We start from the raw sequence: 24546 nt of genomic DNA, 5'->3' as shown, positions 1-24546 counted from the left end.
CGTGTCATGACCGTCACCCGGCCCCGCGCGGCGACGCTGTCGCTGCGGAGTCGCATCCGACTTCTCACGGTGAGCGTGGCGGCGCTGGCCGTCGCGATCTGCTCCTTCGTGATCTACATGGTCACCGAGGACGCTCTGCGTGCGCAGCTCGCCGATCGGGTGGGCCGGGACGCCGACAAGTTGATCGCCAGTGACTCCTCCGGACTCTCGCCCGCGGCCTTCGGTTTCGCTGCCGGACCTCGCGCGGGACGCTATCTGCAGGTGGGCATCGTCAGCGAGGACGGTGACGTGTACTCCGCGTCCGGAAGTTTCACTCCGTTCGCCTCTCCCGACGGCGTGCTGGAACCGGTGGTCGCGTCGGTGGTCGCGGGGGAGTCGGACCGCGTCGTCACCGACCTGAACGGCTACGCGGTGGCCATCGAGAAGGCGCCGAGCGGGTCGACGGTGCTGGTCGGAGAGTCCTACCGGTCGCTCGACGGGGTGATGAGTGGACTGCTCCTCATCTTCGTCACGGTGGGCGGCGCACTGGTGGTGCTGGCAGGGCTGTCGGGGTATCTGGTGGCGCGGACGGGCCTGCGCCCGGTCGGCCGACTCACCCGCGCCACGCGGCGGATCACCGAGACCGGCGACCTCAGTCCGGTGGCCGTGGTGGGTGACGACGAGCTGGCGCATCTCGCCGATCGGTTCAACGACATGCTGGCGGCCCTGCAACGCTCGCGGCTCGCACAGAACCACCTCATCGTCGACGCGGGTACCGAGCTGCTGGCGCCGCTCACCGCCTTGCGCACCAACATCGAGTTGCTCATCGAGATCGGTGACCCCGATCGTGCGCCCGCGGTGCCGCTGGATCAGGATGCGGTGGACCAACTTCGGCGCGACATCGTCGATCAGCTGGACGAGGTCGCACGCCGTATCCACCGCCTCGTCGACGAGGCGCGGGAGGCGCACACACGGGACGAGTGAGTCAGGTGTCCGCCCGGTAGCGCGCGGGGGGACTACCCACCAGGGCGGTGAACGCCCGGACCAGATGGCTCTGATCCGCGTATCCGAGGTCGGCGGCGAGCGCCGCCCAGTCCACCGTGCCGTCGGTGTGCGCGGCACCCGCCACGTCCAGGAGTCGGCACCGTTGCACCACCCACTTGGGCCCGACGCCGACGTGGTCGGCGAACTGTCTCTGCAGCGTCCGCAGGCTCACTCCGGCACGATCCGCGAGCTGCTGCGCCCGGATGACGGTCGTGTCCGTCTCGGCCAGCTCCACGAGGTCCGCGATGTCGGCGGCCACGGGGTCGGCCGTCGCGGTCCGCTCGATCAGCCACGAGGACAGTCGGTCCACACACGTGGTGACGTCCGCGTCCGGGTCGAGGAGGAGACCGGCGAGTCGGCGATCGTCGGTGCCCAGCACGTCCGCGACGGTCCCGACCCGATCGGTCATCGAGCTCACGGGCCGGCCGAGAACGGGGCGGAAACCTGCGGGACGGAACGCTGCGGCGACCGTGCGCCCGTCGCCGACGAGGGTGCGCTGGAAGCGACGTCGCATCACGCCGTGCACCAGCAGCCGCGGAGCGCCGTCCCGAGATTCCGCCGTCAGATGGACCACCGGGCGCGGGACGACCTCCTGCACGTGCGGTTCGGGGCAGTGCCACTCCACCCACCAGAAGTAGTCGACGAGGGTCGAGAGGTCGTCGGGAGGGCGGGAGCGGCCGAGGGTGATCCGACCCTCCGCACGCGCGGGGTGCAGGATCGCCGACTGCGCGCGTCGGCCTGCTCGGGTCAACGGATCCTCCGTCACGGAGCGAACCGTACCGCTCGGGCTGGCGCGTTTGTTCACGTCACGGTGCCGATCGTGAGGGAGGCTGAGGTCATGACGACGACGCGACTGGCGATGACGACCCTGGACTGTGCCGAGGTTCCTCCGGTGGCCGAATTCTGGGCGGCGTTCCTCGGTCTGACCCAGACGATGGGTGACGGCGAGAACTACGCCATGCTCTCTCCCGCGAACGGGGGCCCGGCGCTGGGCTTCGGCCGCGTGGACGGCTATCGGCCACCCGCCTGGCCGAACCCCGACGGGAGCAAGCAGTTCCACTTCGACATCGCGGTCGAGGACATCCCGGTGGCCGAGGCCCGTGCGATCGAGCTGGGGGCGACGCTCGCCGAGCCGCAGCCGGGCGAGACGTGGCGCGTTCTCCTCGATCCGGCCGGCCATCCGTTCTGCCTGACGGATGCCGCCAACTGGGGCTGACCACACGCGTGGTGAACTGGCATCGACAGCGATCCCCGACCGAACGGACGTCCCGTGGCCATCACCGCTTTGCTCGAACTGCGTCTCGATCCCGCCCGCCTCGAGGAGTCGCACCGCATCATCGACGAGACCCTCGTCGCCACCCGCGCGTTCGAGGGATGCCTCGGTGTCGAGGTGACGGCGGACGTGAAGGATCCAGCGCACGTCGTCATCGTCGAGAGCTGGGCCAGCGTCGAGGCCGACGCCGCCTACCGCGCGTTCCGGGCGACGCCCGAGGGTCGCAGTGAACTCGGTTCGATCGTCACCGCGGCGCCGGTGCTGACCGTGCTGGCGCCCGTTCGATGACGACGGACGCGACTCCCTCGGTGGCCTTCGTCCAGGCCACCTGGCATCGCGAACTGGTGGACCGGGTGCGCCAGGGTTTCGTGCGGGAGTTCGGGCGTGACGTGGACACCTTCGAGGTGCCCGGTGCGTTCGAGATCCCCCTGCACGCCAAGCGACTCGCGCTCACGGGCCGGTACTCGGCCGTCGTCGCGGCGGCGCTGGTGGTGGACGGCGGTATCTACCGGCACGACTTCGTCGAGACGGCCGTCATCGACGGACTCATGCGGGTGCAGCTCGACACCGAAGTGCCCGTGTTCTCGGTGGTGCTGACCCCGCACCACTTCCACGAGCATGCCGACCACACGAGCTTCTTCGCGGAGCACCTCGAGAAGAAGGGTGTCGAGGCGGCGAGCGCGGTGGTGCGCACGCTCGCGTCCCTCGACTCGATCGGCCGCTAGCTGTCGGGTCGGTCCTGCCAGACCGAGGGGTCGACGAGCGCGAGCTTGGCTGGTGACCGGATCATGTCGATCCGCGACACCAGGCCCGTCGACGACACCTCGAACGAGACGACGCCGACCAACCCGTCGCCCGCCACGAGGGCGAGTCCCGTTCTGCCGTTCACACGGCACGGACGCACCCGCAGACCGTCTCCCGCCTTCGCCGCGATGCCGAGGAGGAATCTCGCGACGTGGTCGGCGCCGATCACGGGACGCCGTGCCGCCGAGACGACTCCGCCCCCGTCGCTGACGAGAACGACGTCGGGGTCCAACGTCGTCAGCAGATCGGCGAGCACTCCCGTACCGGCGGCACGGGTGAAGTCACGCACGGCGCCGGCATGCAGCTCGGGCGACACCGCGAAACGTGGAGCCCCCTCCGTCACGTGCCGTCGTGCACGAGACGCGAGCTGCCGCACGGCATTCGGAGTGCGGCCCACGATCCGCGCGATCTCGTCGAACGGGACGTCGAACACGTCGTGCAGGACCCATGTCGTGCGTTCGGCCGGGGACAGCGTCTCGAGCACCACCATGAGCGCGAAGCGCACGCTCTCGTCGAGCGTCACCCGGTCGGGCGGCGAGTCGGCCGGTCCGACCAACGGCTCGGGCAACCACGGTCCCACGTACGTCTCTCGTCGCACGCGGGCCGACCGCAGCACGTCCAGTGCTGCGCGCGAGACAGCGACCACGGCCCACGCCTCGACGTCGAGAACGGGTGACGTCGCATCGGCCGCGACCAGTTTCGGCCAGCAGTCGGACACGACGTCCTCGGCGTCGGCGTGCGAACCGAGGACGGCGTAGGCGATGCGGACCAGCCGTGGGCGGACGCGGACGAAGTCGTCGGTGACACTCACCGGGTCGAGGCACCCACGCGCGCGAGCCACTGATCGAACGTCTCTTCACCGTGCGCAGCGTCCGGACCGGGAAGGAGCCCACCGTTCGCCATGCCGCGACCCCCGGCGCCCGGCAGCCGCAGCGGGAGGACGAGACGCTTCGATCCACGCGCGCGCAGCAGCCTCCGGGCAAGATCGGGTTGGTACTCCGGGCGCGGACCGGCGTACTCCACGATCGAGGTGAGCGGTGTCCCCACCGCCAGGTCGACGATGTGGGCGGCGACCTCGGCGGTGCTGACCGGCTGACTCCGCATCGTCGGGACCATCGCGACCGGACCCGGAGTCATCGCGAGAGCCTGATCGGTGAACTCGTGGAACTGCGTCGCGCGCAGGATCGTCCACGGCAGCGTCGACTCGCGTACGAGCTTCTCCTGCAGACGTTTACCGGCGTAGTAGCCGTAGTCGACACGATCGCACCCCACGATGGACAACGCCACGTGGTGACGGATTCCCGCGCGCTCACCGGCGGCAAGCAACGTCGACGTGACGGCGCCGAAGAACTTCTCGGACGCGCGCGCCGACATCGTCGTGACGTTCGCGGCGTCGATCACCGCGTCGACGTCCGTCAGTGCCCGGTCGAGCTCCGGCGTCGGCCGCACGAGATCGATACCGGCCGATCTCGCGAGCACCACGGGAGTGTGTCCTCGGGCCCGCACCTGCTCCACCACGTGCCGCCCCGCTGCGCCCGTTCCGCCTGCCACTGCGATCCGCATGGCGTCATCCTTCCGTCGTGCGAGTCCTCGGTGGAACCCGTTCGAGAGTAGGACGAGAGAGAGCCGGCATCTGTGACATCACCAGTGGGCGCCGGGAACCCATCGTCCGGCCCGCCGCACGACCCGGGGCATCCGGAACTCGCGTCGGTTCTTCTTCGGTGCACGGGGACCGGACGACCACGAGCTGGTGTCGGTGATTCCTCTGGCGGCGGCACTGTCCGGATACGCCTTGTAGTACGACGCCAGCACGCGGTCCTTCGAGCGAGGCATCAGCAGGTTGCCCCACTCCGCGGCGGTTCCGGTGGGAACGTCGATGCGCTTGGGCTTCTCGATCAGTGCCCGCATCACCATCGCGGCGGCCTTCTCCGGCGTCTCGACCTTGTTGACGTTCTTGTTGCCGGTCGGAGCGATCATCGGGGTGTCCACGAGGGGCATGTGCACGGTGGTGAACGAGACACCGTCCGCCAGGGTCTCCGACGCGGCGACCGAGGTGAAGGCGTCGAGCGCCGACTTGCTCGCCACGTACGCGGCGAAGCGCGGCGGGTGGCTCTGCACCGAGGCGCTGCTGATGTTGACGATGTGGCCGTACTTCCGCTCGCGCATGTGGGGGAGCAGCGCGAGAATTAGGCGGAGTGCCCCGAAGTAGTTGACGGCCATGGTCCGCTCGAAGTCGTGCAGACGGTCGGTCGACAGGGTGAGTGAGCGCCGGATCGATCGGCCCGCATTGTTGACGAGCATGTCGACGTGGTCGTGGCCGCGCAGGATCGCGGCCACGGTCTCGGCGACGGACGCGTCGTCGGTGATGTCGCAGACGTAGCCGTGCGCGTCGCCGCCGGTCGCCCGGATCTCCTCCACGACGGCCGCCAGCTTGGCCTCGTCGCGGGCGACGATGATGACGCGCGCGCCCTTGCGGGCCGCAGCGAAGGCAGAGGCCTTGCCGATACCCGAGGAACCGCCGGTGATGACGACGTGTCGGTCGACCAGTGGCCCGGCCGGATCGTCGCGTCGCGCCCGGTACGGGTCGAGATGCGCACGCCAGTACGACCACAGTGCGGGTGCGTACGTGCGGAACTCCGGTACGCGGGCCGCGTTCTCGCCCATCGCCTCGTTCAGTGCGGCACGGGTGAGGGTCGAGTCGAACCGGGTGGGCAGCGTGAGGTGCTCGGCCATGACGGGCGGGATGTCGTAGTTCTCGAACACCGCGTCGCGGGCGGCAACGACATGACGATTGGTCGAGCGGAGCAGCGGCGTGACGACGGAGCCGGGGATGCTCCCCACGGCGCGGGGTGCGCCGGCCGCGTCGGCGAGAGCGGAGTAGATCTCCCGCATCGGTTGCGGACGCGGGTTGACGAGGTGGAACACGCGGCCGTCGAGATCCGGGGCGTGCAGGAGGGCGACCATCGCGTCGGCGACGTGGTCGACCGGGACGATGTTGGTCGCGCCGAGTGCGGGCACCGTCATCGGCAGGGCCGAGGGCAACTCGGCGAGGAGGGAGATGAGCCGGAAGAGGTAGTACGGGCCGTCGATCTTGTCGATCTCGCCGGTGGTCGAGTCACCGACCACTGCTGCCGGTCGGTAGACCCGCCAGGTGAGGCCCGGAGTCTCGCGGACCACCTTCTCCGCCTCGAACTTCGTGCGGTGGTACGCCGTCGGAAAGTTCTGACCGAGGTCGAAGTCGTTCTCGGTGAACACCCCTCGATGGTCTCCGGCCACCGCGATGGACGACACGTGGTGCATCGTCGCACCGAGCAGGACGGCGAGCGCGGCCACCGCCGCGGTGCCCTGCACGTTGGTCGCCTGCTGTTCGTCGCCGGCCGTGAGGTCGTAGACAGCGCCGAGATGGATCACGTGGTCGACCGCTGTCAGAGCGGACAGTGCCGAGTCGTCGATGCCGAGACCGGGTCGCTCGAGATCGCCGATCAGCGGGCGAACGCGGTGACCGGACGACTCCGCGACGCCGCTCAGGCGGTGTTCCGAGGTCGGTCGCACGAGAACGTGGACCACAGCCTTGGCGTCGCGTTCGACCAGCCGGCGCACCACGGCCCGGCCGAGGAATCCTGTGCCACCGGTGACCACGTAAGTACTCATCCGCGGACCTTACCGCGGAGTAAGTACCGGCGGTATTAGTGACCGATGCCGACTTTTTCGTGCAACTTTTTCATCCACGCGGGTGCCCACCAGTTGGCTTCGCCCATGAGCTTGACCAGCGACGGGACCAGCAGCATGCGGATGATCGTGGCATCGATGATGAGCGCGAGAATCATGCCGACTCCGAGGAACCGCATGATCGACAGACCCGACAGCGAGAACGCCCCGGTGACGATGATGAGGATCAGCGCGGCCGCGGTCACGATGCGGCCCGTGCGTTGGGCGCCGATGAGCACGGCCTCCTCGGTGGTGGCGCCGGCCGTGCGCGCCTCCACCATGCGGGACATCAGGAACACCTCGTAATCGGTGGACAGCCCGAACACGACCGCGAGGATGAGAACCACGAACGTCGCCTCGAGCGGTGCCGGTGTGACGCCGAGCAGGCCCGCCCCGTGACCCTCCTGGAAGATGAACGTCAGAGCCCCGAACGTCGCGGCCATGCTCAGTCCCGCCATGGCAACAGCCTTGATCGGCAGCACCACCGAGCCGAACGCCAGGAACAGCAGGATCAGCGTCGACACCACCATGATGGTGAGCATCACCGGCAGCCAGTTCACGATGGCGTTGTTGCCGTCGAGGACCAGGGCCGCCGCTCCGCCCACCGTCAGGTCGGTTCCGTCGGGTGCCGGGATCGCGCGGAGTTGTTGCACCACATCCTGTTGCGCTTCCTGGGACACGTCCGAGGAAAAGGTCGCGTTGATGACCACGAAGTCGCCGCTGGCCGTGCCGAACTGAACGTTGGCGATCCCGCTCACCGCGCGCGCAGCCGTCGTGACCGCATTGATGGCGGGGCCGTCCGGCCGCGCCGACTCTCCGTCCAACACGATGGTGGCGCTGTCGCCGGTGCTGCTGAAGTCCGAGGCGAGGGTTTCGAACGCGATACGCGCGGGATCGTCGGCGGGCAGCGCGGTGTAGGACACCTCGCCCAACTGGGCCTTGACCAGCGGTGCGGCAACGACCAGCAGGCCGACGATGATCAGGGTGGCGACAGCGATGGGGCGCTTCATCACCTTCGTGACGACCCCGCCCCAGAACCTGTGTGCGCGTGCATCTCCGCGATCCGAGGCGGTCCTGGACCAGGTGATGGCATTGATGCGGTCACCCAGCATGGCCAGGACGGCCGGTACAGCCGTCAACGACAGCAGAGCCGCACATCCGACGGCCGCCATCGCGCCGAAGCCGAGGGATCGGATGATGGCCTGCGGGAAGACGAGCATCCCCGCGAAGGCGCAGATGAGCAGCAGACCGGAGAAGACGATGGTGCGCCCGGCGGTGAGCATCGTGCGTCGTGCGGCCTCGTGGGACGTGGCTCCGCCCCTGAGTTCCTCGCGGAACCTGCTGACGATGAAGAGGCCGTAATCGATGGCGAGTCCGAGACCCAGCAGGCTGGCGACGTTGACGGCGAAGGAACTGATCTCGGTGAACGTGGTGAAGATGCGCAGGACGGTCAGCGCGCCGGCCACCGAGAGCGCTCCCACGATCACGGGCACTGCGGCGGCCACGACGCCGCCGAAGATGACGACCAGAAGAATCAGCGTGATCGGGATGGCGATGATCTCGGCACGGACCAAGTCTTCCTGGAGCTGGGTGTTGAAGGAGACGCCGGCGACGGAGGCGCCCGCGAACTGCGTGTCGATGCCGGCGACCTCGAGCTTGGGGAGCAACTCCGAGAACGACGCGACCGTGATGCCGCTGGCGTCGCCGAGGGTGACGGTCGCGAGTCCCTTCGTGCCGTCCTTGCTCTCCAGGAACGGCTTCTGCACCGGTCCGGCCGTCCAGTAGGAGGTGATGTCGTTCGGACCCACCTCCGCCCGGAACGCGTCGAGCACCGGCGTGACGTCCGCGCCGATGTCGTCGAGTGTGCGGCCGTCGGGCGCGGAGTAGATGACGATGATGTCCGGGGCGGCGGTTCCCAGGCCCTGGATCTGTCGGGCGACCTGCACGGCCTCGCTGCCGGGATCCTCGTATCCGCCCTGGCTGAGGCTGCCGAAGACCCCGAGTCCCCACGTGGCGCCTGCCAGAACGATGACGATCGCGGCGGTCAGGACCCACCGTGCCCGCGACACCACGAACGAAGCCCAGCGAGTCACAGAAAATCCCCATATCGGTCAGGTCGAGCATCCACGGTCGTGTGTGACTGTAGTGAACGGTTCTGGGGAAGCTCTGAGAGCGGGGACAGACCGGGCGGTACAGTTCGGGCCATGCGAACGGCACGGCAGATCAGCGAACGGCTGACGGTGGCGATGCTCGTGCTCTCGACGACTCTCACGCTGATCGTCGCGATGCCGCAACCCATCGAGGTCGCCGTAGCTGTGGCCGTCACCGTATCGGTGGCTCTGCTCGCCGCCGCGTTCCTGCGACCCGAGTCGTTCGTGGGGCGCGTCGAGTCGGCGAACGGCCCTCCCGCCGACGAACGCCGACTGCGCGGATCCTTCCGCCGTCAGTCCCACCCCGCCACGCCGGGCCGTCCCATGCCCCGAGCACCCGGAGCTCTCGCGGGGGCGCAGCCGAGCTGATCGGCGCCGTGCGTCTCCGCACCGACGACACCGTTCACATCTCGGATCGTGGGAGAGAGACCTCATGTTGCACCTTTCCGGCATCACCCGTGCCCACGGAGACTTCACCGTCTTCCGGCACGTCGACCTCACTGCTCGTCCCGGCTCGGCCTGCGCCGTGGTCGGTGCCAACGGCTCCGGAAAATCGACGCTCCTCCGCTGTGCCGTCGGCGCAGACGACGTCGACGAGGGGCGCGTGCTCCTCGACGGCACCGACCTCGACGAGACCGATCCCGCCACCCGTACGGCGATCGCGGCCGTCCTCGACGACGGGGGCATGTTCCCTCACCTGTCGGTGCGCGAACATCTGACACTGATCGCCACGGCCCATGCGGTCGACGACGCGGAGGCCGTCGTGACGGCGATCCTCGACGGGCTCGCCCTGTCCGCCCAGGCCGATCAGCTCCCGGTCACGCTGTCCAGTGGTCAGCGTAAGCGGCTCGTCCTGGCCTCCGCCTTCGTGCGACCTCGTCGCGTCCTCGTCCTCGACGAACCGGAGCAGCATCTCGACTCGGACGGGCGCGCGTGGCTCGCCCGCACACTGGCGGCCGAGAAGGAGGCCGGAGTGGCGGTGCTGTTCGTCTCGCACGACAGGGCAATCGTCGACGCCGTGGCCGACGTCGTCGTCGACGCCGACACATGGCGATGACCTCCGCCGCCGATCTGCACCGAGAGCTCCGCCGACGCCGCCGCGGCACCGAGAGTGCGGTCGAGCAGGTGTCGATCTGGGGTGGCGGCGCCTTGTCGACGGTGGCCGTCGCGCTATGGGTGCTGTCCGGCCGCGGGCCGGGATTCACATTGGACCCGGTGCTGTCGGCGTCGGCATCGACGAGTGTCGGAATTGTCCTCGCGGCGGCCGCACTCCATGTCCTGCGCGTCGTCGGACCGATCGGAACCGACGCGGCCACGACGCATTGGCTCGTGTCGGCGCCGCTCGATCGACGCACTCTTCTGCGCGGCCAGGTGCTCGCCTGGACCGGCGCGCTCGTCGCACTCGGAGTGCTGGTCGCTCGTCTGCTGGCACTGATCGCGGGTGCGACGTCCTGGTGGCCGTTGGCCGCCGTCGGGGCGGCGGCCGGTGCGCTGGTGGTCGCCCTGGCGGTGTTGGGGCAGCAGTCCCGCAGGTGGTCGTCCGCGCTGCCGATGATCGAGCTCGGAACAGTCGTGTCGGCGGGCGTCGCGACGCTCGCACCGCCTCCTCCAGCTGTCGCGTGCGCGACTGTGCTCGCCGTCGCGGCCGTCATCGGATGGTGGGCGGCCGACTCCCGCCTCGGGCGAATTCGTCGGACGTCCCTGACGTCGGGGGCCGATCTGCTGGCTGCCGGGTCCGCGGGACTGTCCTTCCTCGACGTCGGGTTCCTCGTGTCCGCGCTGGAGACCAGGGCCCACCGACGCCGAGGGGCGGTGCGCCCGCGGGGTCGTGCCGGAAGATCCGTCGGCCCGGTCCGCGCCCTGGTGCGGTCCGACCTGATGCGGCATCGCCGGAACACGATGCTGCCGGCGGTCCTGGTGACCGGACTCGGTCTCGTGCTCGCCGCCTCCGCGGTGTCGATGCCGTACTGGGCGGGCGTCGTGGGCCTTCTCGTGGGCTACGTGGCGACGTCGGCGGCCAGCATCGGGTTCCGAGATATGTTGGCGGATAGATCGTTACGGTTCTCACTCGCGCTGCCGGACCGTACGATGGCCGGTGCGTTCCTCGTGGTGCCGTCGCTGGTGGCGCTCACCGTCGCAGTCACGGTAGCGGCGGCGGTGTCGTGGTGGGCGGGCATCGTGGTCGGGTCGACGTCGCTGGTCGCCGTTGTTCGCTCCCGCACCGCGCCGCCGCGTGTCTACGACGGCCTCGCCGTGGTGACCATGTTCGGCACAGTGCCGGTCGACGTGATTCGTCAGGTCCTGCGGGGCCCGGGCCTGCTCCTCGTCGGTGCCGTGCTGCTCCTGCTGTGACGGGACGCGATCACTCCAACCCGGCCAGGTCGACGTCCACCCTCGACGGGGGTCGCAGTGCGGTGGTCGTCGCCCATCCGCGGGCGACGAGGCCGGCGTCGCTGTCGTCGTCGTCTCGCGCGTGGATGGCGTCGAAGCGGACGGTGACGAACTCGTCGTCGGTGTCGCCGATCTCCGCCTGGACGGCGCCGAAGGCCGCGAGGTCGGCCGGGCGGATGCCGCGGAGCTCCGATGGCGCGACCGGGGGGATGTTGACGTTGAGAACCCAGTCCGCTGCACCGTGGTCGACGAACCAGTCGAGTGCGCGCCGGGCCACGAGGTGGGCGGTGTCCCAGCTCGGAGCGCCCGAGGCGACCTCACGGTCGACCTGGGCGTGGATGTCGCCAGGCGCGGCGAGAGACGCCGTGTCGAGGCCGGCGAGGGACAGGGCCATCGCCGGAACCCCGTGGGTGGACGCGGTGAGGGCCGCCCCCACGGTGCCGGAGTGCAGGACGGCGGAGCCGGTGTTCGGACCGTGATTGATGCCGGACAGCAGGATGTCCGGCCGCGGACCGAATGCTCCGCGCGTCGCGACGAACGCGATCATGGCGGGCGAGGCCTGTACGGCGAACGCGTCGACGTCCAGGTCGGCGACCGACGCGCGGGAGACCACGAGCTGGTCGCGGTTCTGGAGCGCCGACAGCGACGCACTCGCACCGCTGCGCTCCTCGTGCGGCGCCGCCACCACGACGTCGTGACCGGCCTCGACGGCGACCCGAGCGAGCACGGCGATCCCGTGACTGTCGATTCCGTCGTCGTTCGTGATGAGCACGCGCACGTGTGCCTCCTGCGAGTGGGTGCAGCCGGTCAGGACGAGAAGGGGCGTACCTCGACCGTCGACATGATGGTCTCGACGAGCCCCACCTGTCCTGTACCCAGTCCGCGGCGGGTCACGTTGGCGGTGCCGGCGGCGCCGCCGAGGGCGAGTGCCTCCTCGATGGACATGCCGCGGGCGAGTCCGGTGGCGATGCCGGCGCTCATGGAGTCGCCCGCACCATGGTGGTCCGTCTGTTCCAGGTCGGGAGTGACCACCTCGAGCACCGTGCCGTCGACGAGGGCGAGCGCCGGGTCCGCCGCGCGGGACAGAACCACGATGTCGGCACCCTCGTCGTGCAGGGCGCGCATCGCCTCGATGAGGACGTCGGGGTCCTCCGACTCCGCGCGCCCGTCCTCGATGAGGTCTTCGTGGCTCATCTTGAGCACGGTGAGCCCGCCCTGCAGAGCCGCCGTCGCGGTCGGTCCGGACAGGTCCGCGACGACGGGCTTCGACAGCGATCGCAGATCGGTCGTGAGCCGTCGGTAGAAGTCTGCGGGCACCACCGACCCGGTGTGCGGGCCCCCCAGCAGCACGATGTCGGACGAGGCTCCGGACTCGAGGGTGATCCCGTAGAGGTCGTCGAGCGCGTGCCGGGCGAGGTGCGGGGGATCGATCGTCGCCACCTCGGTGCGGTCGCCGTCGCGCCGGTCGTGAATGTAGGACCCGGACTCGTGACCGATGTCCACGGCACGCACGGTGATTCCCTCGCGGTGGATCAGATCCCGCAGTACGCCGCCGCTCTCGCCGCCGAACGCGCCGGTCAGCGTCACGTCCATGCCGAGGTTGGTGGCCATGCGGGCGATCCAGTGGCCTTGGCCGCCGGCGTGCACGTGGAGTTCGGTGTCGCCGTTCGGCGCTGCGTCCAGGGTGATGGTGAGCAGCGGGGACGGCGCGAAGACGGTGGCGGTGGGCGCGTGTTCGGCAGTCGACATCGCCGTGATGTGCCCGATTCGTCCGTTCCCCAAACCCGACGTCGAACGGTCGACAGGTCAGCTGCCGAAGGCGTCCGCGAGGTCGTCGAGCGACGGGAAAGCCGGTTCCGGTGTTGCCTCGGGCACCGTGATCACCGTCGACGCCTGCTGGACCGTGTCACGGTCCAGGGCAACACCGTGGCCATGTACTCCGCAGAGCCGGGGTAGTCGGACACCCACATCGCCTGGCGCCGCGATGGTGGGCGAACGGGTCGAGTACTACGGCGGCCTGGTGATCCGGCTCGGCCACGGCGAGGGCTACCTCAACCCGCTCGCCGTCGGCGCACTCGGCTCAATCCTCCCGCTGCTCGACGATTTTCCTGACGTGCAGCGCAAGGTCGCCGCCCAGGTGCTCCAGCGCCGCCGGCGCCTGGTGTCGGGGCTGTGCGAACTCGAACGCGGTGGGCCGCTCACCCAGTCCGAGTCGAACGTCCTCGCCGTGGCGCTGCGTGTCCTCGACGCCGATTCCCGGTTCACCCCGGAGCATCCGCCGCTGTCGGATCTGTTCACCCTCATCGAGAAGGGGTCGCCGGAGCTGGCCCGTAAGACGATCAGCGTCGACGACCCGGCCAAGTACGCCGCCAAGGTCGAGGGGTTGCTCGAGACGTTGATCGGTCTCCTCGACGGTGAGCTCGGCGAAGTGTTCTCCCGCCAGACCACCACGGCTCTCGATCTCGCCGGGGAGCGGCCGCCGGTCGCGGTGTGTGTCGATGTGTCCTCCATCGGCACCGAGGACCCGACCCTGGAAGCGGCGATCATGCTCGCCTGCTGGTCGGACGCGTTCGGCGCCGTTGAAGCCGCCCACGTCCTCGCCGACGTGGGGCTGCGAGAGAAACGCACGTTCCTGGTGGTGCTCGACGAGCTGTGGCGGGTGCTGGCCGGAGGCTCGCAGATGGTCCTGCGCGTCGATCAGCTCACCCGCCTGACCCGCACGATGGGAACGGCGCTGCTGATGATCACCCACACCGTCGCGGACCTGGAAACCCTCGCCACCGCCGTCGACATCAGCCGCGCCAAAGGCTTCATCGAACGCGCCGGAGCCGTCATCGTGGGAGGACTGCCGACGCAGGAGATGGACAAGCTCGACGGCATCATCCCGTTCACGCAACAGGACCGGGATCTCGTGTCGTCATGGTCCACCCCGGCCGGCATCGACGACACCGGCCGCGAACTGCCTCCACCCGGCCGCGGGAAGTTCCTGCTGCGCATCGGTACCGCCCGCCGACCCGGGGTGGTGCTGCAAACCGTCATCACCGCCACCGAAGCCGCCGCCGGGTACCACGACACGAACGCCCGCTTCGCCCACGTCGGCGGCGGCGGGCGATGAGAGGCAAGCCGTATCCGGCGGAGATCCGGACCCGTGCGGTGCAGATGGTGACAGACCGACTGCCCACGGCCCGCTCGACGTGGGCGGCCATCGAAGCGGTCGCCGCGCACCTGTCCCTGCACCCCAACACCGTCCGGTGGTGGTACCGGCAATCACAAGGCGTCACCGACGAGCGGCCCCTGATGCCGAGCGAGCAGAACGGTGAGATCGTCCGGCTCCGTGCGGAACTCGTCGAAGCGCAACGCCTCATCGCCGACCTCGTCGGCTCCACCCACACCCACGGGAAAGAAGGAGTCATCGCATGAGCACAGGGAGAGGTGCGAAGAACCCGAACGCCGGTGTCGACCCGATGCTGGCCCTGACCGGCGGCGCTATCGTCATCTCCGCCCTCGTCTACGGCGGCGCAGAAGCCGCCTTGCACCTGGGCGGCCCGCTGTCCGGAATCGACCAGTACGTGCCGGGTTCGCCGTTCGCTCTGGTGACAGCGTTGGCGAATGGGTCGCTGGTGTGGCCGGTGGGGGCGACGATCATCGCCGCCGCGTTCGGAATACTCGCCCTGGTCGTGATCGTCGCCGGCACGGTGCGGGCGATGAAACGCCGCCGACGCGTGACGCGCGTCGACGACGCCGGCCGGTTCCTCGGCCGCCCCCGGGAGGTGGCGAGGCTGGGGGAGAAGGCGCTACGTACGGAGATCGCCCGGTTGGGGGACCCCGTCGCCGCCGATCAGCCCGTCGCGGCGCCGCTGGGCCGATTGGTGTTGGGGCCGAACAGGTTCGGTATCACCCTGTATGCCGGTCCGGAGGACGTCGCCACCCACATCTGGGGACCACGGATGGGCAAGACGAGCTGCGTGATCATCCCGCAGCTCCTCGCCGCCCGCGGCGCCGTGCTCACCACCTCCAACAAACGCGACGTCGTCGACACCACCCGCGCGTACCGGGCCGAGAAGGGCCCGGTGTGGGTGTTCGACCCGCAAGGAGTCGCCCAAGAGCTGCCCCGGTGGTTCTACGACCCGCTGACCTGGGTGCGTTCCGCCCGGCCGTCCACCACGCAAGGCATCACCGACACCACCGCATCCGACGGTCGCCGTGCGGAGCTGGCGGAACTGCTCGGCGAGAACGTCGTGGCCACGATGAGTCAGTCGGCGCAGGAGACGAAAGCCGCGACCCTCGCCGGGATCTTCGCCACCTCGTTGACGGGGGAGAACACGAAGCGCGAACCGTTCTTCGACCCCATGGGCCAGCGACTGGTCACCGGGTTCCTCCTCGCCGCCGCGCTGGAGCGTCTGCCGTTGCCGATCGTCTACACCTGGGCGACGACCCCGGAGAATCAGGAACCGGTCCGGCTGCTGCGAGGGCACGGGTTCGGGCAGTGGGCGGAATCGATGATCGCCCAGTACAACGCACCCGACAAGCAACGCGGGGGAGTGTTCGCCACCGCCGCGAACATGCTCGGCGCCCTCGCCTACGCCGAGATCCACCCGTGGATCAGCCGGATGGGGGAGCATGACACGCGGCCGGAGTTCGACCCCGCCAAGTTCGCAGCCGAGGACGCCCCCACGTTGTTCTGCCTGTCGATGGAGGACGCCGCCAACGAGTGCGGCGCCCTGGTCACCGCGCTGACCGTCGCCGTCACCGACGCCCTGGTCGACCGGGCCACCGCCACCCCCGCGGAGGGATCGCTGCCGGCGGGGCGGCTGCGGGTGCCGGCGACCTACGCGCTCGACGAGGCCGCGAACGTGGTGCGGTGGCGGCAGTTGCCGAACCTGTACAGCCACTTCGGCTCCCGCGGCATCACCGTCACCACCATCCTGCAGTCCTGGTCCCAAGGGGAGGAATGCTTCGGTCAGGGTGGGATGAAGAAACTGTGGGGTGCGTCGACGATCCGCGTGTACGGCGGCGGCGGGTCGACCGACGACGGCCGGTTCCTCGAGAACACCTCCGCAGCCCTCGGTGATCACTGGGAGATGAGCCAGACCGTCTCCACCAACTCATCCGGTCGGTCGAGTTCGCAGCAGCGGCAGAAGATCCGCACCCTTCCCGCGGATGCTCTCGAAGCGATGCCCGCGGGGCGGGCGATCCTGCGGGCCGCGAAATGCCCACCTGCGCTGATCGAGACGATGCCCTGGTACACCGGACCGTTCGCCGCCGCCGTCGCCGACGCCCGGACCCGCGCCGGCCAGGACCCCGCCGTACATCCCAGCGCCGACGACCCGGATCCGACGGACGCGACATCGCTGCTCCCGTCCCCGACCAAGCATCCGGTCGCAGCGCCCCGGTCGGGAGCGGTGACCGTCTCGTGAGCGACGAGTTCGACCTCGACGCCGACATGGACAGCGCCTGTCCGGGTGATGCATCACCCACCGATGATCGGGACGAGCTGCGGGACAGTCACACCGACGACGACAAGGCGGGCGAGGCGGGGGAGCGGGCCGATTCCGCGGCTCGGGGCCCGTACTACCCGAACGCGTACCGGTTCTTCGCCGACTTCCTCGCCCCCGCGTACCGGCGCAAGACCGTCGACCACCCGGCGATGCGGTGGTGCCCGAGCTGGTTCCTGCACCCCGAAGCCCGCGCCCGCGTCGACGCACTGTGGCGGGCATGGGAACCTCCGGCTCGACCCGGCCACCGGGATGAGTGTGTGGTGGAAGGACCACGCTGATCACCACATGTCGAGACTGCTGTCCCCGGACGGCACCTTCAAGGACTGCACCCCCGACCACCGGCAAGTGCACCCGCTCCCGAGCATCACCATCCCCGCCGAACTGCTGGCACTCCACACTGCAGATTCACCGGTCTCACCCGCCTGAAAAGCGCATGTGTGACAAAGACGCGCCCCGCCCACCACCCGAACGAGGAGACACCCATGGCCGACGACGAACACGACCAGCTCTCTCGCCAGACCGGCATGGTCTTGCGCACCGCGGTCCAGGTCGCGATGCAGGTCGCCGAGGCTCTCGCCCGACGCCGCGAGCAGTCCCTGCGCACCGCGGCCGCCGCGTCGGAGTCACGCTCACAAGCCCTGGCCGGGCGGCTGAACGCCGAACAACGTTCGGCAGAGGCGTTCCTGCGCCGCACGGGTGACCGGCAGTGGTGGGCCACTGCCCAGGATGCGCAGATCGTTGACGCCGTCCGGATCGCGCACACCTGGAAGGACGCTTCCCCTGTCGCCGACCGGGCAGCGATCACCATCGAGAACCGGCTACGTACCGACAAGGGCATCGACCTCACGTCGTTGCGCGACACCGTGAACACCGCGTTCGTCGCAACTGCCGTGGAACGTGAGCTGGCGGACCGTGCCGAACACGAACGCCAGGTCGATCAAAACGCCGACCGGTCAGTTCTCGGTGACCCGGGATCGCGAACCAACCCGCCAACACAACATCTCCCGTTGAGCACTGTTGCTTGGGACACCGCGCAACGCCGGGAACAACACAGAGTCCAACTCACCATCGCGGGCCTCGACACCGAGGCAATCGATGCCCATCTGCTCACCGACACCGCCAACGCCGCTGCACTCGACATCAACTCCATGCGCATGCCGACAGCTACGCCTGCGGCCACACCAGGGGACCGAGGGCGGGAGCTCGATTCCAGCATGGACCGCGGCGGCAGATAGGCCCGATGAGAGCCCTGCGCACGGGCCACGACGCGAAGGCCGGAGCCAGTATTGGCCGATCCGCGACATAAACCAGCTTGCGTTGAACGACCAGCGGCCACAAACAATCCAATTTCGGCGAAATTACGGTATGAGCAGCCTCATATACCGTTTCGGACGGCGTAGACTGATCAACAACTTAATATCGTGCCGTAACGACATTTGGAACACTGCGCCTACTGGAGAATAGTTGCAACACACGGTCCAGAACCAGACATAGCGCCCGATCGTCGCTACTGTGGCTATCGCCAGAGTTCGCACTGGCACCAACCGAAAGGCGCGCGTCGTGACCAAGCGGCGTAACTCCGACTCCAAAATCGTCAATTCAAGACCGAAACATTCCAGGAAAAAGGTCGCGCTGCCTTTGACTCTTCTTACGCTGGTAACAATCCTACTCTTGTCGACACCAGGCATTGCGAATGCGGATCAATTTCGCAATGGTCGATGGGTCTACGGCTCGATAGAACGCGAGTTTGTGGACTTTTTGTCAGGGGCGAATCAGTTCGGACAAGGTGGCACCTCAAGCATTGGTGAGCCAACTAGCGATGAACTCCTGGCGTTCAACGGAGGCCGATGGCAGGAATTTGGTTTCACCAATCGAATTCTCTGGAGCCCGAACGTCGACCCAAACAAGGGCCGCCAAATCGGTGGATTGATTTTGCAAAAGTGGTTGGATTTGAACTACGAAGTGGGAGTTCATAAATACCCGATCACTCGCGAACTGCAAGCCAATGGTGGCCGATTCAACGACTTTGAATCAGGTTCGATATACTACAAGTACGGCGCAATCCAAGCGCGATCCGTCAGAGGCGCAATTTATACTCAGTGGGGTCAAGCAAATTGGGAGAATGGCCAGTACGGGTGGCCCATCAGCGATGGTGTTGCATGCACGACTGCGTCCAATCGAAACGCCGCACCGGCTAAAGGTCAACTGTTCGAACGTGGCGCTCTATATGACGGAACAGATGCGAACTTCCACAACGGATACTCTTCGGTCGTCGACCGATTTGTCCAAGTTGCGAACAAGTCCACGAAGTATGCGAACCAAGTCGCAGCGGGTACAAGTCGTTGGAACGGACAAGGACGCGTTCAATTTATCGCCGCCCCAAACACTCCCGATCTAGAGATCATCGATGTCAACATCCCAAACAACGGGAACCAAGGGCTGTACTCGTGGTTTCCTAACGGCGTCGACCAGATCTATTACAACGATGCATATATGTCCAAACTTGGGGCCCAAAAGAACCAAGCGATCGTGACACATGAACTCGGGCACGCTTTCGGTCTTTCTCACAGTTGTTCCGGTCAGCTCATGGGCATTGGCTCCGGACCGACTGGCGACCTTGGGCAGATTGATATCGAATCACTCAGAAGACTTTGGGGATGAAATGAACAACACCCTTACTAAGATTTTAGTTGTCACCGCAGGCGTAGCTTTCACTGCGGTTGCAACCGCCTGCACGTCATCTCCCGCACCAGCAACCAATCCCAACGAGGAGCTACGTTCTACAACTGCGCCCCAGACTGTATACCTGGAGCCCTCGTGGGCCTTCGACATATACGATCAGCGACGGGTAGTTGGCGCGGCTGATTCTGTATTCGTGGGGACAGTTAATCAGGTGATCGGAACCGTCAACCGGACAGCAATGCCGGAGACTCAGTTCTCCGTAACGGTGTTGAGTGTAATAAAAGGTGATCTAGCGGGTGACGTAGTCGTCAATCAGCAAGGGGGCTACGACCCTGTATCTGATCAGGCAATTTATACCGAAGGCGATACCCCACTCAACATCGGCCAGAGTTACATCTTCTCGACCGTGTTAGATACGGCAATATCCGCCGAGAACTTCATCCCCATTGTCGGTGCAGTGCCAGTTGACACCGCAGATGTTGTAAACCTCGATCCAGAACTCGCGCAACGCGGCGGTGTCGCTGCAGGATTGCCCGAAGAGGTGCAGGAAGCTGTGTCCGCAGTTGAGAACGAAATTCCGTTCGATCCGAACAACACAGGGCTAGGTGACGGATCCGAGGCAGAACTGCCGGAGGGGCCTGACCTACCTCCGCAGGTGGACGGCGAGCCCGTGAGATAGAGACAGAAGTAGTGTGAGACGCTGCTCCGGAACGGGATCCTGTTCCGGAGCAGCGCTATATATGTGGTGTCTACTCGGTCGCCGTCCTTAGCTTGCGGTTACAGAGGTGGCTCACGGTCCCAACTTTCCCGCGAATGTCACTAATTGTGCTGGCTGGCGAGACCGACCGTTCTACATTCTCGACTGCACGTTCGACCCCGCACCACTGTCCGTTTGGACGCGATGGTCAGCCGGGGCAGGTCGATCCCTGAGCCCCTACTCAGGGTGGTGGTCGACGATGCATCGATTGACGGCCAGGCACCGGATGGTGATGACGACGGACTCCTGCTGGACGGTGTACGTCGTCCATGGCGCGAGGTTTTCCACATGTTCCTTGATGCCGGGGTGGTCCGACAGTTATCAGCGCCCACGACCCCCTGTCGCGACAACGACTCCACTACCGAAAGTCGTGACACAAGCTGAAATAAGTTGCACAGTATCGCATTCCGGCGCATCGTCGATGAATGACCCGGTCGGGAGGTGAGGGCATCAACGATCTGCGGGTTCTTCACGTCAAAGTGAACTCGCTGGTCGGTATGGGGCGGAATGGGATGGTTGGAACCGTAGCGATTGGTTTCGGTGCTAGCAACAGGTCCGACGGGAACGCTGTCGGTGGGGTGTCATACCGTTCGGTTCGTCCACCCCGGACGCTAGCCGAACGAGAGAGACCACAGCGATGCAGGATTCAGACCGCTACAACCTCACCGTGAACTATCACTACCCCGACGGGGATTCCGACCATGCCGAGTGGGTGAAGATCCCGCCCGTTGTCGGCCAGGGCTACGTCGATGGCAACTCGAACCGTTGGCGAATCGCTGACGTGTGGCACATCCGCCCCAAGCGCGGCCCGCTGGAGCACGGCGTTCACGTGTTCCTGGAGTACACCACCGAGGGCAACGACAGGCTCCACCAGATCGACCCCGCCTACTACCGCCGCGACATTGATGTCGAGGAGTTCGCCACCATCCGCACCGTGGGAGAGGACAGCCAGGGATGAGCGCCATCGAGCCGTGGACCGTCGAGCTGGTGGGCAGCGGGAAGTGGCGCTTCACGAACGCCACCGACACCCTGGCCGAGATGATCACACTGACGGGCATCGGCAGCGTCATCGAGACCGAGGTCCCGCACGCCCTCGCACCTGGTCAGTCGTTCGACCAAAAGTTGCCAGCGGGCACAGGTATCAGAATCTTGTGGACCACCGAGCGGCGTAACCATCACACGTGGGAATTCGCAGGATGAGTGACGAGCACACGTGCGCCGTTCAGGGATGCACGGCGCCGGCCACCCGTCAAGACGAAGCCAAGGACGGAATCTACATGTCGGTGACATCTCGGTTCCTCACGCAACCATTCACATCAGCGCGTGGTTGTGTGCGAACCACGACCTGAACGACACGGGACGTGTACACATCGACTTGTCGTGACCCCGCGGCGGTGTCGCACCCAAGATCACCACGCGCGTTGCCGACGTCGGGATAGCCCCCGATCGACCAACCTGTCGGCGCGAGCTACTCGATAGCCTGGATTGATGAAGATGACGTTTCGCGAGCTGGACGTGAGTACCCGTGAGTGGATGGCGCGATGCCTCGCGATCGAGGAGTCTGGCGCAAGAAGGCCCTACCGGTCTCCGCGACTGACTGATCTCGGTGTGCGTGAGTGGCCGTCGCTGATGCTCGACGCCATCAACGATCCCGACGGTAACGAAGTGACCCTGGGAAGAGCCATAGCCCGTTCGGAGTTGTGGCACACGATGGAAATGTCTACGCGACATGGCGTGAGCCGACCGCAGCGGGTGAACATCGAACACGCGGCGAGCAGTCTGGCGCGCTCCGAATTCAACACCTGGTACGTGGCAGGGCTCGCCCGAAAGCTCTTGGACGAGGGCGAGACACAGTGCACTATCTACCGCGCGGCCGAACCGAAATGGGCGGAGGCAGCCTGCACTAGACACGAGGGGGCGGTGGTGCCCCTCGCCTCGATCGTCGACGGCCACCGCCGAAACTACTGGCCGCGTCCAGGAGTGCCCGGCGCTTTCGCGATCCCAGCGAGCCCGGGCTGCCACCATTCGATCTCTCGTGTCGACTGAGCGCTGCGGACTGACTTTCAACCGGAGTCAGCATCGGCCGGTCGCGATGCTCGAGAAGTCGGTGACGGTCCGCGGACAGGGCCGCGTATGTGCCTGCCGAAGCGATCAGTGGATCATCGACGCTTTCTACTGAGTCGCCACGGGCCCTGCTGGGTAATCCCGCCAACAGATGCCATCAACAACTCGGGTCGCATCCCATTTGGGACTCGATAGATCGGAATACCACTCCTCTGCAGCTACAGAAGCAGGGGAGTGGTACTTCGATTGTATGTATTCGATACTCGCATTATTTCCGTATGTTCGATGCTGGCCTTGTTCGGAGGTAGTTAAGATGGTAGTGACTATATAATTGCGCAGAGTAATTTGGTCGACCCGAAATTGCGACTGGGCTTCACCCCGGCGCAACGCTGCCACCAAGGCGCTGAAAAACTCCATTCGCCAGCCAGTGCCAACTTCCGCAAATGGTTGTTTTTCGAGGTCGGAAGCAAACGCCGCCGGGTCGTACGAAACCTCGTATTTAACTGACGGGTCATCCACGAAACTCAACCTCCTCGGCTCGAGCTACGACACGAGTCTTTCGCTTACCCATTCGCTTTTCAAAGGCTTAAGCTATTTACGTTCGCTGATCCGTTGCGATCGTGATCCGCTGAATACGGCAGCTATGCTACCAGCAGCAGACGCCGGGAGGCCGCCGGCACGCATTTTGCCGCCCACGGCGACGATCGCGTATCTCAACCGGACGGCACCATCATCGATGTCCTTGAACGTGGCGTCTCACGACGTAACCGTCCACACTTCCGACGGGTTCGTTGTCGATGTGAACGCCGACGTCGACGTGCTGGCTCCTTGAAACAAGTGGCCATCGTCGCCTCGACGCCGGCACTTCGCATGGGCGCCTATGGCGAACCACCACCACCACACCCGGCACATCATCAATAACGTCAACCATCGCCGATATTTGGGTTCTGTCAGCTAAAGGCCGCGTCCTTGTCGGGGCTACCTGTGACACGGACGGAAGTCAGCGTCGGCGACCACGCCGAACGGTACGGTCGGTACATCCAGTTCGACGGTTTCCCGTGCAGAGGAGTGCAGGTGGCTGATTACGACGTGCAGTACGACCACGATTCCGGTGATTGGACCGCGAAGCGAGCGGGGGCGTCCCGAGTAGCTGGCCGATTCGATACGCAGGCCGACGCGGCCGCCGGGTACGCCGAGCGCAGCGGCGGCGGCGAAGTACGGGACCACCGCAAGGACAACAACCAGATCAGGAACACCGACACGATCGGCAAGAAGGATCCGCACCCCCCGAAGGGCTGAGCTACCCATCGAAGGAACCGATATGGGCCGAAAGTGGCGTCGGCAGCGTTCCCCAAAAGCTCGTCGAGGGGCGGCGGGCAGAACCCTCGGTGAGCGGTGGGCTCGGATCAAGACCAGTCGGCTGGCCGCGGCCACCGTTCTGGTAGTCGGCTACGTGCTTTCGGTTGTCGTGGCTACCGCTGCATACGGGGCACTCACGCTCGAAGTCCTCGGCCCACTCGCAGCCTGGGTCGGCGCCATTCTGACAGCCGGCGCCGTCGTGGTCGCGCTCACGACGAACAGACGAGACCGCGCGTTCACTGCGAATCAGCAGACGGCCCGGGCGGTTGCGGATCTGTGGTCCACGATCGTGGCGGTGCGCAGACCTTTGGCGGCGTTCGACGCCGTTGCGCGCGAACCGAACTCGTTCGTAAACGGCGTCCCTTCCCGCGAGCTGGACCGGTTGTCCGGTGACGTACAAGATGCACTCACGGCAGCGGAAGCATCGTCGTTCTACGCGCGGCTGGTGATCGATTCCGGCCGGCTTCTCGATCACATCGACGACATCGCCACCGAACTGTCAGAGATGAGGGCGTTCTTCGAAGAGGGCGGAGAGCATCCGCGAGACGGATCGCGCCCCCCTGGATACGAGCAGCCCGTTTTCTCGGTCGTCGACTGGTTGGACGGTCTGGGGCTCCGTTTGCGGCGCATCCTGACTGTGGAGCAGACGCTGATGGACGCAGTGCGGTTCCACTTCCCGGTGACCGATTCGCAACGCGCTGTCGCGGATTCGACCGATTCGCAACAACTGTGGCAGGACGCCTACATCCGGGCCAAGGCCTTTCCGCACACGGAGATCTATCGGCGCCATGCCGACCCACCGGGATCGTGGCGAACCCGGTGGCGTTGACGCCGGGG

The 24546-nt window shown here is 66.6% G+C and carries 25 protein-coding genes and 1 pseudogene; 19 read left to right on the top strand and 7 right to left on the bottom strand.

The genetic code is table 11. The annotated features are described in order from the left end of the window. Positions 1-6: 6 nt before the first annotated feature. Complete coding sequence (locus tag HQ312_RS12545; protein WP_222627299.1) at positions 7-963, top strand: sensor histidine kinase; 957 nt, start codon at positions 7-9, stop codon at positions 961-963. Between the two features lies 1 nt (position 964). On the opposite strand, the gene HQ312_RS12540 is transcribed toward HQ312_RS12545, so the two are convergent. Continuing rightward, on the bottom strand, positions 965-1789 hold the full coding sequence (locus tag HQ312_RS12540; RefSeq protein WP_308123883.1) for a helix-turn-helix domain-containing protein: 825 nt from the start codon (positions 1787-1789) through the stop codon (positions 965-967). Positions 1790-1861: 72 nt separating this feature from the next. On the opposite strand from HQ312_RS12540, the gene HQ312_RS12535 reads away from it, so the two are divergent. From HQ312_RS12535 to HQ312_RS12525, 3 genes are read left to right on the top strand one after another with little or no spacing between them, the layout of a single operon-like run. Then, positions 1862-2239 carry a VOC family protein gene (locus HQ312_RS12535; protein ID WP_222638768.1) on the top strand — a complete coding sequence of 126 codons (378 nt, stop codon included), beginning with the start codon at positions 1862-1864 and terminating at the stop codon, positions 2237-2239. A gap of 54 nt (positions 2240-2293) precedes the next feature. Continuing rightward, positions 2294-2584, top strand: a complete 291-nt coding sequence (locus tag HQ312_RS12530; protein WP_027503772.1) for a putative quinol monooxygenase — start codon at positions 2294-2296, stop codon at positions 2582-2584. After that, on the top strand, positions 2581-3021 hold the full coding sequence (locus HQ312_RS12525) for a 6,7-dimethyl-8-ribityllumazine synthase (RefSeq protein WP_222638767.1): 441 nt from the start codon (positions 2581-2583) through the stop codon (positions 3019-3021). Before HQ312_RS12530 ends, HQ312_RS12525 begins: the two co-directional genes overlap by 4 nt. On the opposite strand, the gene sigJ is transcribed toward HQ312_RS12525, so the two are convergent. From sigJ to HQ312_RS12505, 4 genes are all read right to left on the bottom strand, one after another. Further along, positions 3018-3911 carry an RNA polymerase sigma factor SigJ gene (sigJ, locus tag HQ312_RS12520; RefSeq protein WP_222627294.1) on the bottom strand — a complete coding sequence of 298 codons (894 nt, stop codon included), beginning with the start codon at positions 3909-3911 and terminating at the stop codon, positions 3018-3020. The genes HQ312_RS12525 and sigJ overlap by 4 nt on opposite strands. Further along, a complete protein-coding gene (locus HQ312_RS12515) occupies positions 3908-4663 on the bottom strand; it encodes an SDR family oxidoreductase (protein WP_222638766.1) in 756 nt (251 codons plus the stop codon). Before HQ312_RS12515 ends, sigJ begins: the two co-directional genes overlap by 4 nt. Before the next feature lie 78 nt (positions 4664-4741). Further along, positions 4742-6751: an SDR family oxidoreductase gene (locus HQ312_RS12510; RefSeq protein WP_222638765.1), complete on the bottom strand. Its 2010-nt coding sequence runs from the start codon at positions 6749-6751 to the stop codon at positions 4742-4744. Between the two features lie 35 nt (positions 6752-6786). Further along, on the bottom strand, positions 6787-8901 hold the full coding sequence (locus HQ312_RS12505; protein WP_222638764.1) for an MMPL family transporter: 2115 nt from the start codon (positions 8899-8901) through the stop codon (positions 6787-6789). Between the two features lie 111 nt (positions 8902-9012). On the opposite strand from HQ312_RS12505, the gene HQ312_RS12500 reads away from it, so the two are divergent. The 3 genes from HQ312_RS12500 (at position 9013) to HQ312_RS12490 (ending at position 11310) form a co-directional block, all read left to right on the top strand. Next, positions 9013-9327, top strand: a complete 315-nt coding sequence (locus HQ312_RS12500; RefSeq protein ID WP_261781651.1) for a DUF6412 domain-containing protein — start codon at positions 9013-9015, stop codon at positions 9325-9327. Between the two features lie 64 nt (positions 9328-9391). Further along, a complete protein-coding gene (locus tag HQ312_RS12495; protein ID WP_222638763.1) occupies positions 9392-10015 on the top strand; it encodes an ABC transporter ATP-binding protein in 624 nt (207 codons plus the stop codon). Then, positions 10006-11310 (top strand): DUF6297 family protein, encoded by a 1305-nt coding sequence (locus HQ312_RS12490; RefSeq protein WP_222638762.1) that lies wholly within the window; start codon positions 10006-10008, stop codon positions 11308-11310. The genes HQ312_RS12495 and HQ312_RS12490 overlap by 10 nt, the downstream gene beginning before the upstream one ends. A 10-nt stretch (positions 11311-11320) precedes the next feature. Here the strand turns inward: HQ312_RS12490 and surE are convergent, their stop codons facing one another. Beyond that, the gene (gene surE, locus HQ312_RS12485) at positions 11321-12127 is read right to left on the bottom strand and encodes a 5'/3'-nucleotidase SurE (RefSeq protein ID WP_222638761.1); all 807 of its coding nucleotides are present in this window, start codon (positions 12125-12127) and stop codon (positions 11321-11323) included. A 29-nt stretch (positions 12128-12156) separates the two neighbouring features. After that, the gene (locus HQ312_RS12480; protein ID WP_222627280.1) at positions 12157-13098 is read right to left on the bottom strand and encodes a 1-phosphofructokinase family hexose kinase; all 942 of its coding nucleotides are present in this window, start codon (positions 13096-13098) and stop codon (positions 12157-12159) included. A gap of 235 nt (positions 13099-13333) precedes the next feature. On the opposite strand from HQ312_RS12480, the gene HQ312_RS12475 reads away from it, so the two are divergent. The 12 genes and pseudogenes from HQ312_RS12475 to HQ312_RS12420 all read left to right on the top strand — a co-directional run bounded on the left by HQ312_RS12475 (position 13334) and on the right by HQ312_RS12420 (position 24538). Further along, positions 13334-14464, top strand: coding sequence for an ATP/GTP-binding protein (locus HQ312_RS12475; RefSeq protein WP_222638760.1), 1131 nt, complete (start codon positions 13334-13336; stop codon positions 14462-14464). Continuing rightward, positions 14461-14769, top strand: a complete 309-nt coding sequence (locus HQ312_RS12470; protein WP_222638759.1) for a transposase — start codon at positions 14461-14463, stop codon at positions 14767-14769. The genes HQ312_RS12475 and HQ312_RS12470 overlap by 4 nt, the downstream gene beginning before the upstream one ends. After that, positions 14766-16766, top strand: coding sequence for a type IV secretory system conjugative DNA transfer family protein (locus HQ312_RS12465; protein WP_222638758.1), 2001 nt, complete (start codon positions 14766-14768; stop codon positions 16764-16766). Before HQ312_RS12470 ends, HQ312_RS12465 begins: the two co-directional genes overlap by 4 nt. A 26-nt stretch (positions 16767-16792) precedes the next feature. Further along, positions 16793-17273, top strand: a pseudogene (locus tag HQ312_RS22315) (DUF4913 domain-containing protein). Positions 17274-17329: 56 nt separating this feature from the next. Next, on the top strand, positions 17330-18082 hold the full coding sequence (locus HQ312_RS12455; RefSeq protein WP_222638757.1) for a hypothetical protein: 753 nt from the start codon (positions 17330-17332) through the stop codon (positions 18080-18082). Between the two features lie 325 nt (positions 18083-18407). Next, complete coding sequence (locus tag HQ312_RS12450; RefSeq protein ID WP_222638756.1) at positions 18408-19508, top strand: reprolysin-like metallopeptidase; 1101 nt, start codon at positions 18408-18410, stop codon at positions 19506-19508. A gap of 1 nt (position 19509) precedes the next feature. Further along, the gene (locus HQ312_RS12445; RefSeq protein ID WP_222638755.1) at positions 19510-20208 is read left to right on the top strand and encodes a hypothetical protein; all 699 of its coding nucleotides are present in this window, start codon (positions 19510-19512) and stop codon (positions 20206-20208) included. A gap of 715 nt (positions 20209-20923) precedes the next feature. Further along, a complete protein-coding gene (locus HQ312_RS12440; protein WP_222638754.1) occupies positions 20924-21244 on the top strand; it encodes a hypothetical protein in 321 nt (106 codons plus the stop codon). Further along, positions 21241-21486 (top strand): hypothetical protein, encoded by a 246-nt coding sequence (locus HQ312_RS12435; RefSeq protein WP_222638753.1) that lies wholly within the window; start codon positions 21241-21243, stop codon positions 21484-21486. The genes HQ312_RS12440 and HQ312_RS12435 overlap by 4 nt, the downstream gene beginning before the upstream one ends. Before the next feature lie 288 nt (positions 21487-21774). Continuing rightward, positions 21775-22332, top strand: a complete 558-nt coding sequence (locus HQ312_RS12430; protein ID WP_222638752.1) for a hypothetical protein — start codon at positions 21775-21777, stop codon at positions 22330-22332. A gap of 1092 nt (positions 22333-23424) precedes the next feature. After that, positions 23425-23649 (top strand): DUF2188 domain-containing protein, encoded by a 225-nt coding sequence (locus tag HQ312_RS12425; RefSeq protein WP_222638751.1) that lies wholly within the window; start codon positions 23425-23427, stop codon positions 23647-23649. 349 nt (positions 23650-23998) lie between these two features. Further along, positions 23999-24538 carry a hypothetical protein gene (locus HQ312_RS12420; protein WP_222638750.1) on the top strand — a complete coding sequence of 180 codons (540 nt, stop codon included), beginning with the start codon at positions 23999-24001 and terminating at the stop codon, positions 24536-24538. The last annotated feature ends 8 nt before the right edge of the window (positions 24539-24546 follow it).

It is taken from the genome of Rhodococcus sp. BP-316 (assembly GCF_019836105.1).
Taxonomy (GTDB): domain Bacteria; phylum Actinomycetota; class Actinomycetes; order Mycobacteriales; family Mycobacteriaceae; genus Rhodococcoides.
The sequence above is the reverse complement of the archived record's forward strand: the minus strand, read 5'-3'. Positions and strand labels throughout refer to the sequence as shown.

Bases quoted from the DNA above. Each gene is read 5' to 3' on its own strand.
- HQ312_RS12545 (WP_222627299.1), top strand. From the start codon at position 7: ATGACCGTCACCCGGCCCCGCGCGGCGACGCTGTCGCTGCGGAGTCGC.
- HQ312_RS12535 (WP_222638768.1), top strand. From the start codon at position 1,862: ATGACGACGACGCGACTGGCGATGACGACCCTGGACTGTGCCGAGGTT.
- HQ312_RS12525 (WP_222638767.1), top strand. From the start codon at position 2,581: ATGACGACGGACGCGACTCCCTCGGTGGCCTTCGTCCAGGCCACCTGG.
- HQ312_RS12515 (WP_222638766.1), bottom strand. From the start codon at position 4,663: ATGCGGATCGCAGTGGCAGGCGGAACGGGCGCAGCGGGGCGGCACGTG.
- HQ312_RS12510 (WP_222638765.1), bottom strand. From the start codon at position 6,751: ATGAGTACTTACGTGGTCACCGGTGGCACAGGATTCCTCGGCCGGGCC.
- HQ312_RS12500 (WP_261781651.1), top strand. From the start codon at position 9,013: ATGCGAACGGCACGGCAGATCAGCGAACGGCTGACGGTGGCGATGCTC.
- HQ312_RS12495 (WP_222638763.1), top strand. From the start codon at position 9,392: ATGTTGCACCTTTCCGGCATCACCCGTGCCCACGGAGACTTCACCGTC.
- HQ312_RS12490 (WP_222638762.1), top strand. From the start codon at position 10,006: ATGGCGATGACCTCCGCCGCCGATCTGCACCGAGAGCTCCGCCGACGC.
- HQ312_RS12480 (WP_222627280.1), bottom strand. From the start codon at position 13,098: ATGTCGACTGCCGAACACGCGCCCACCGCCACCGTCTTCGCGCCGTCC.
- HQ312_RS12475 (WP_222638760.1), top strand. From the start codon at position 13,334: ATGGTGGGCGAACGGGTCGAGTACTACGGCGGCCTGGTGATCCGGCTC.
- HQ312_RS12470 (WP_222638759.1), top strand. From the start codon at position 14,461: ATGAGAGGCAAGCCGTATCCGGCGGAGATCCGGACCCGTGCGGTGCAG.
- HQ312_RS12465 (WP_222638758.1), top strand. From the start codon at position 14,766: ATGAGCACAGGGAGAGGTGCGAAGAACCCGAACGCCGGTGTCGACCCG.
- HQ312_RS12455 (WP_222638757.1), top strand. From the start codon at position 17,330: ATGGCCGACGACGAACACGACCAGCTCTCTCGCCAGACCGGCATGGTC.
- HQ312_RS12445 (WP_222638755.1), top strand. From the start codon at position 19,510: ATGAACAACACCCTTACTAAGATTTTAGTTGTCACCGCAGGCGTAGCT.
- HQ312_RS12440 (WP_222638754.1), top strand. From the start codon at position 20,924: ATGCAGGATTCAGACCGCTACAACCTCACCGTGAACTATCACTACCCC.
- HQ312_RS12435 (WP_222638753.1), top strand. From the start codon at position 21,241: ATGAGCGCCATCGAGCCGTGGACCGTCGAGCTGGTGGGCAGCGGGAAG.
- HQ312_RS12430 (WP_222638752.1), top strand. From the start codon at position 21,775: ATGAAGATGACGTTTCGCGAGCTGGACGTGAGTACCCGTGAGTGGATG.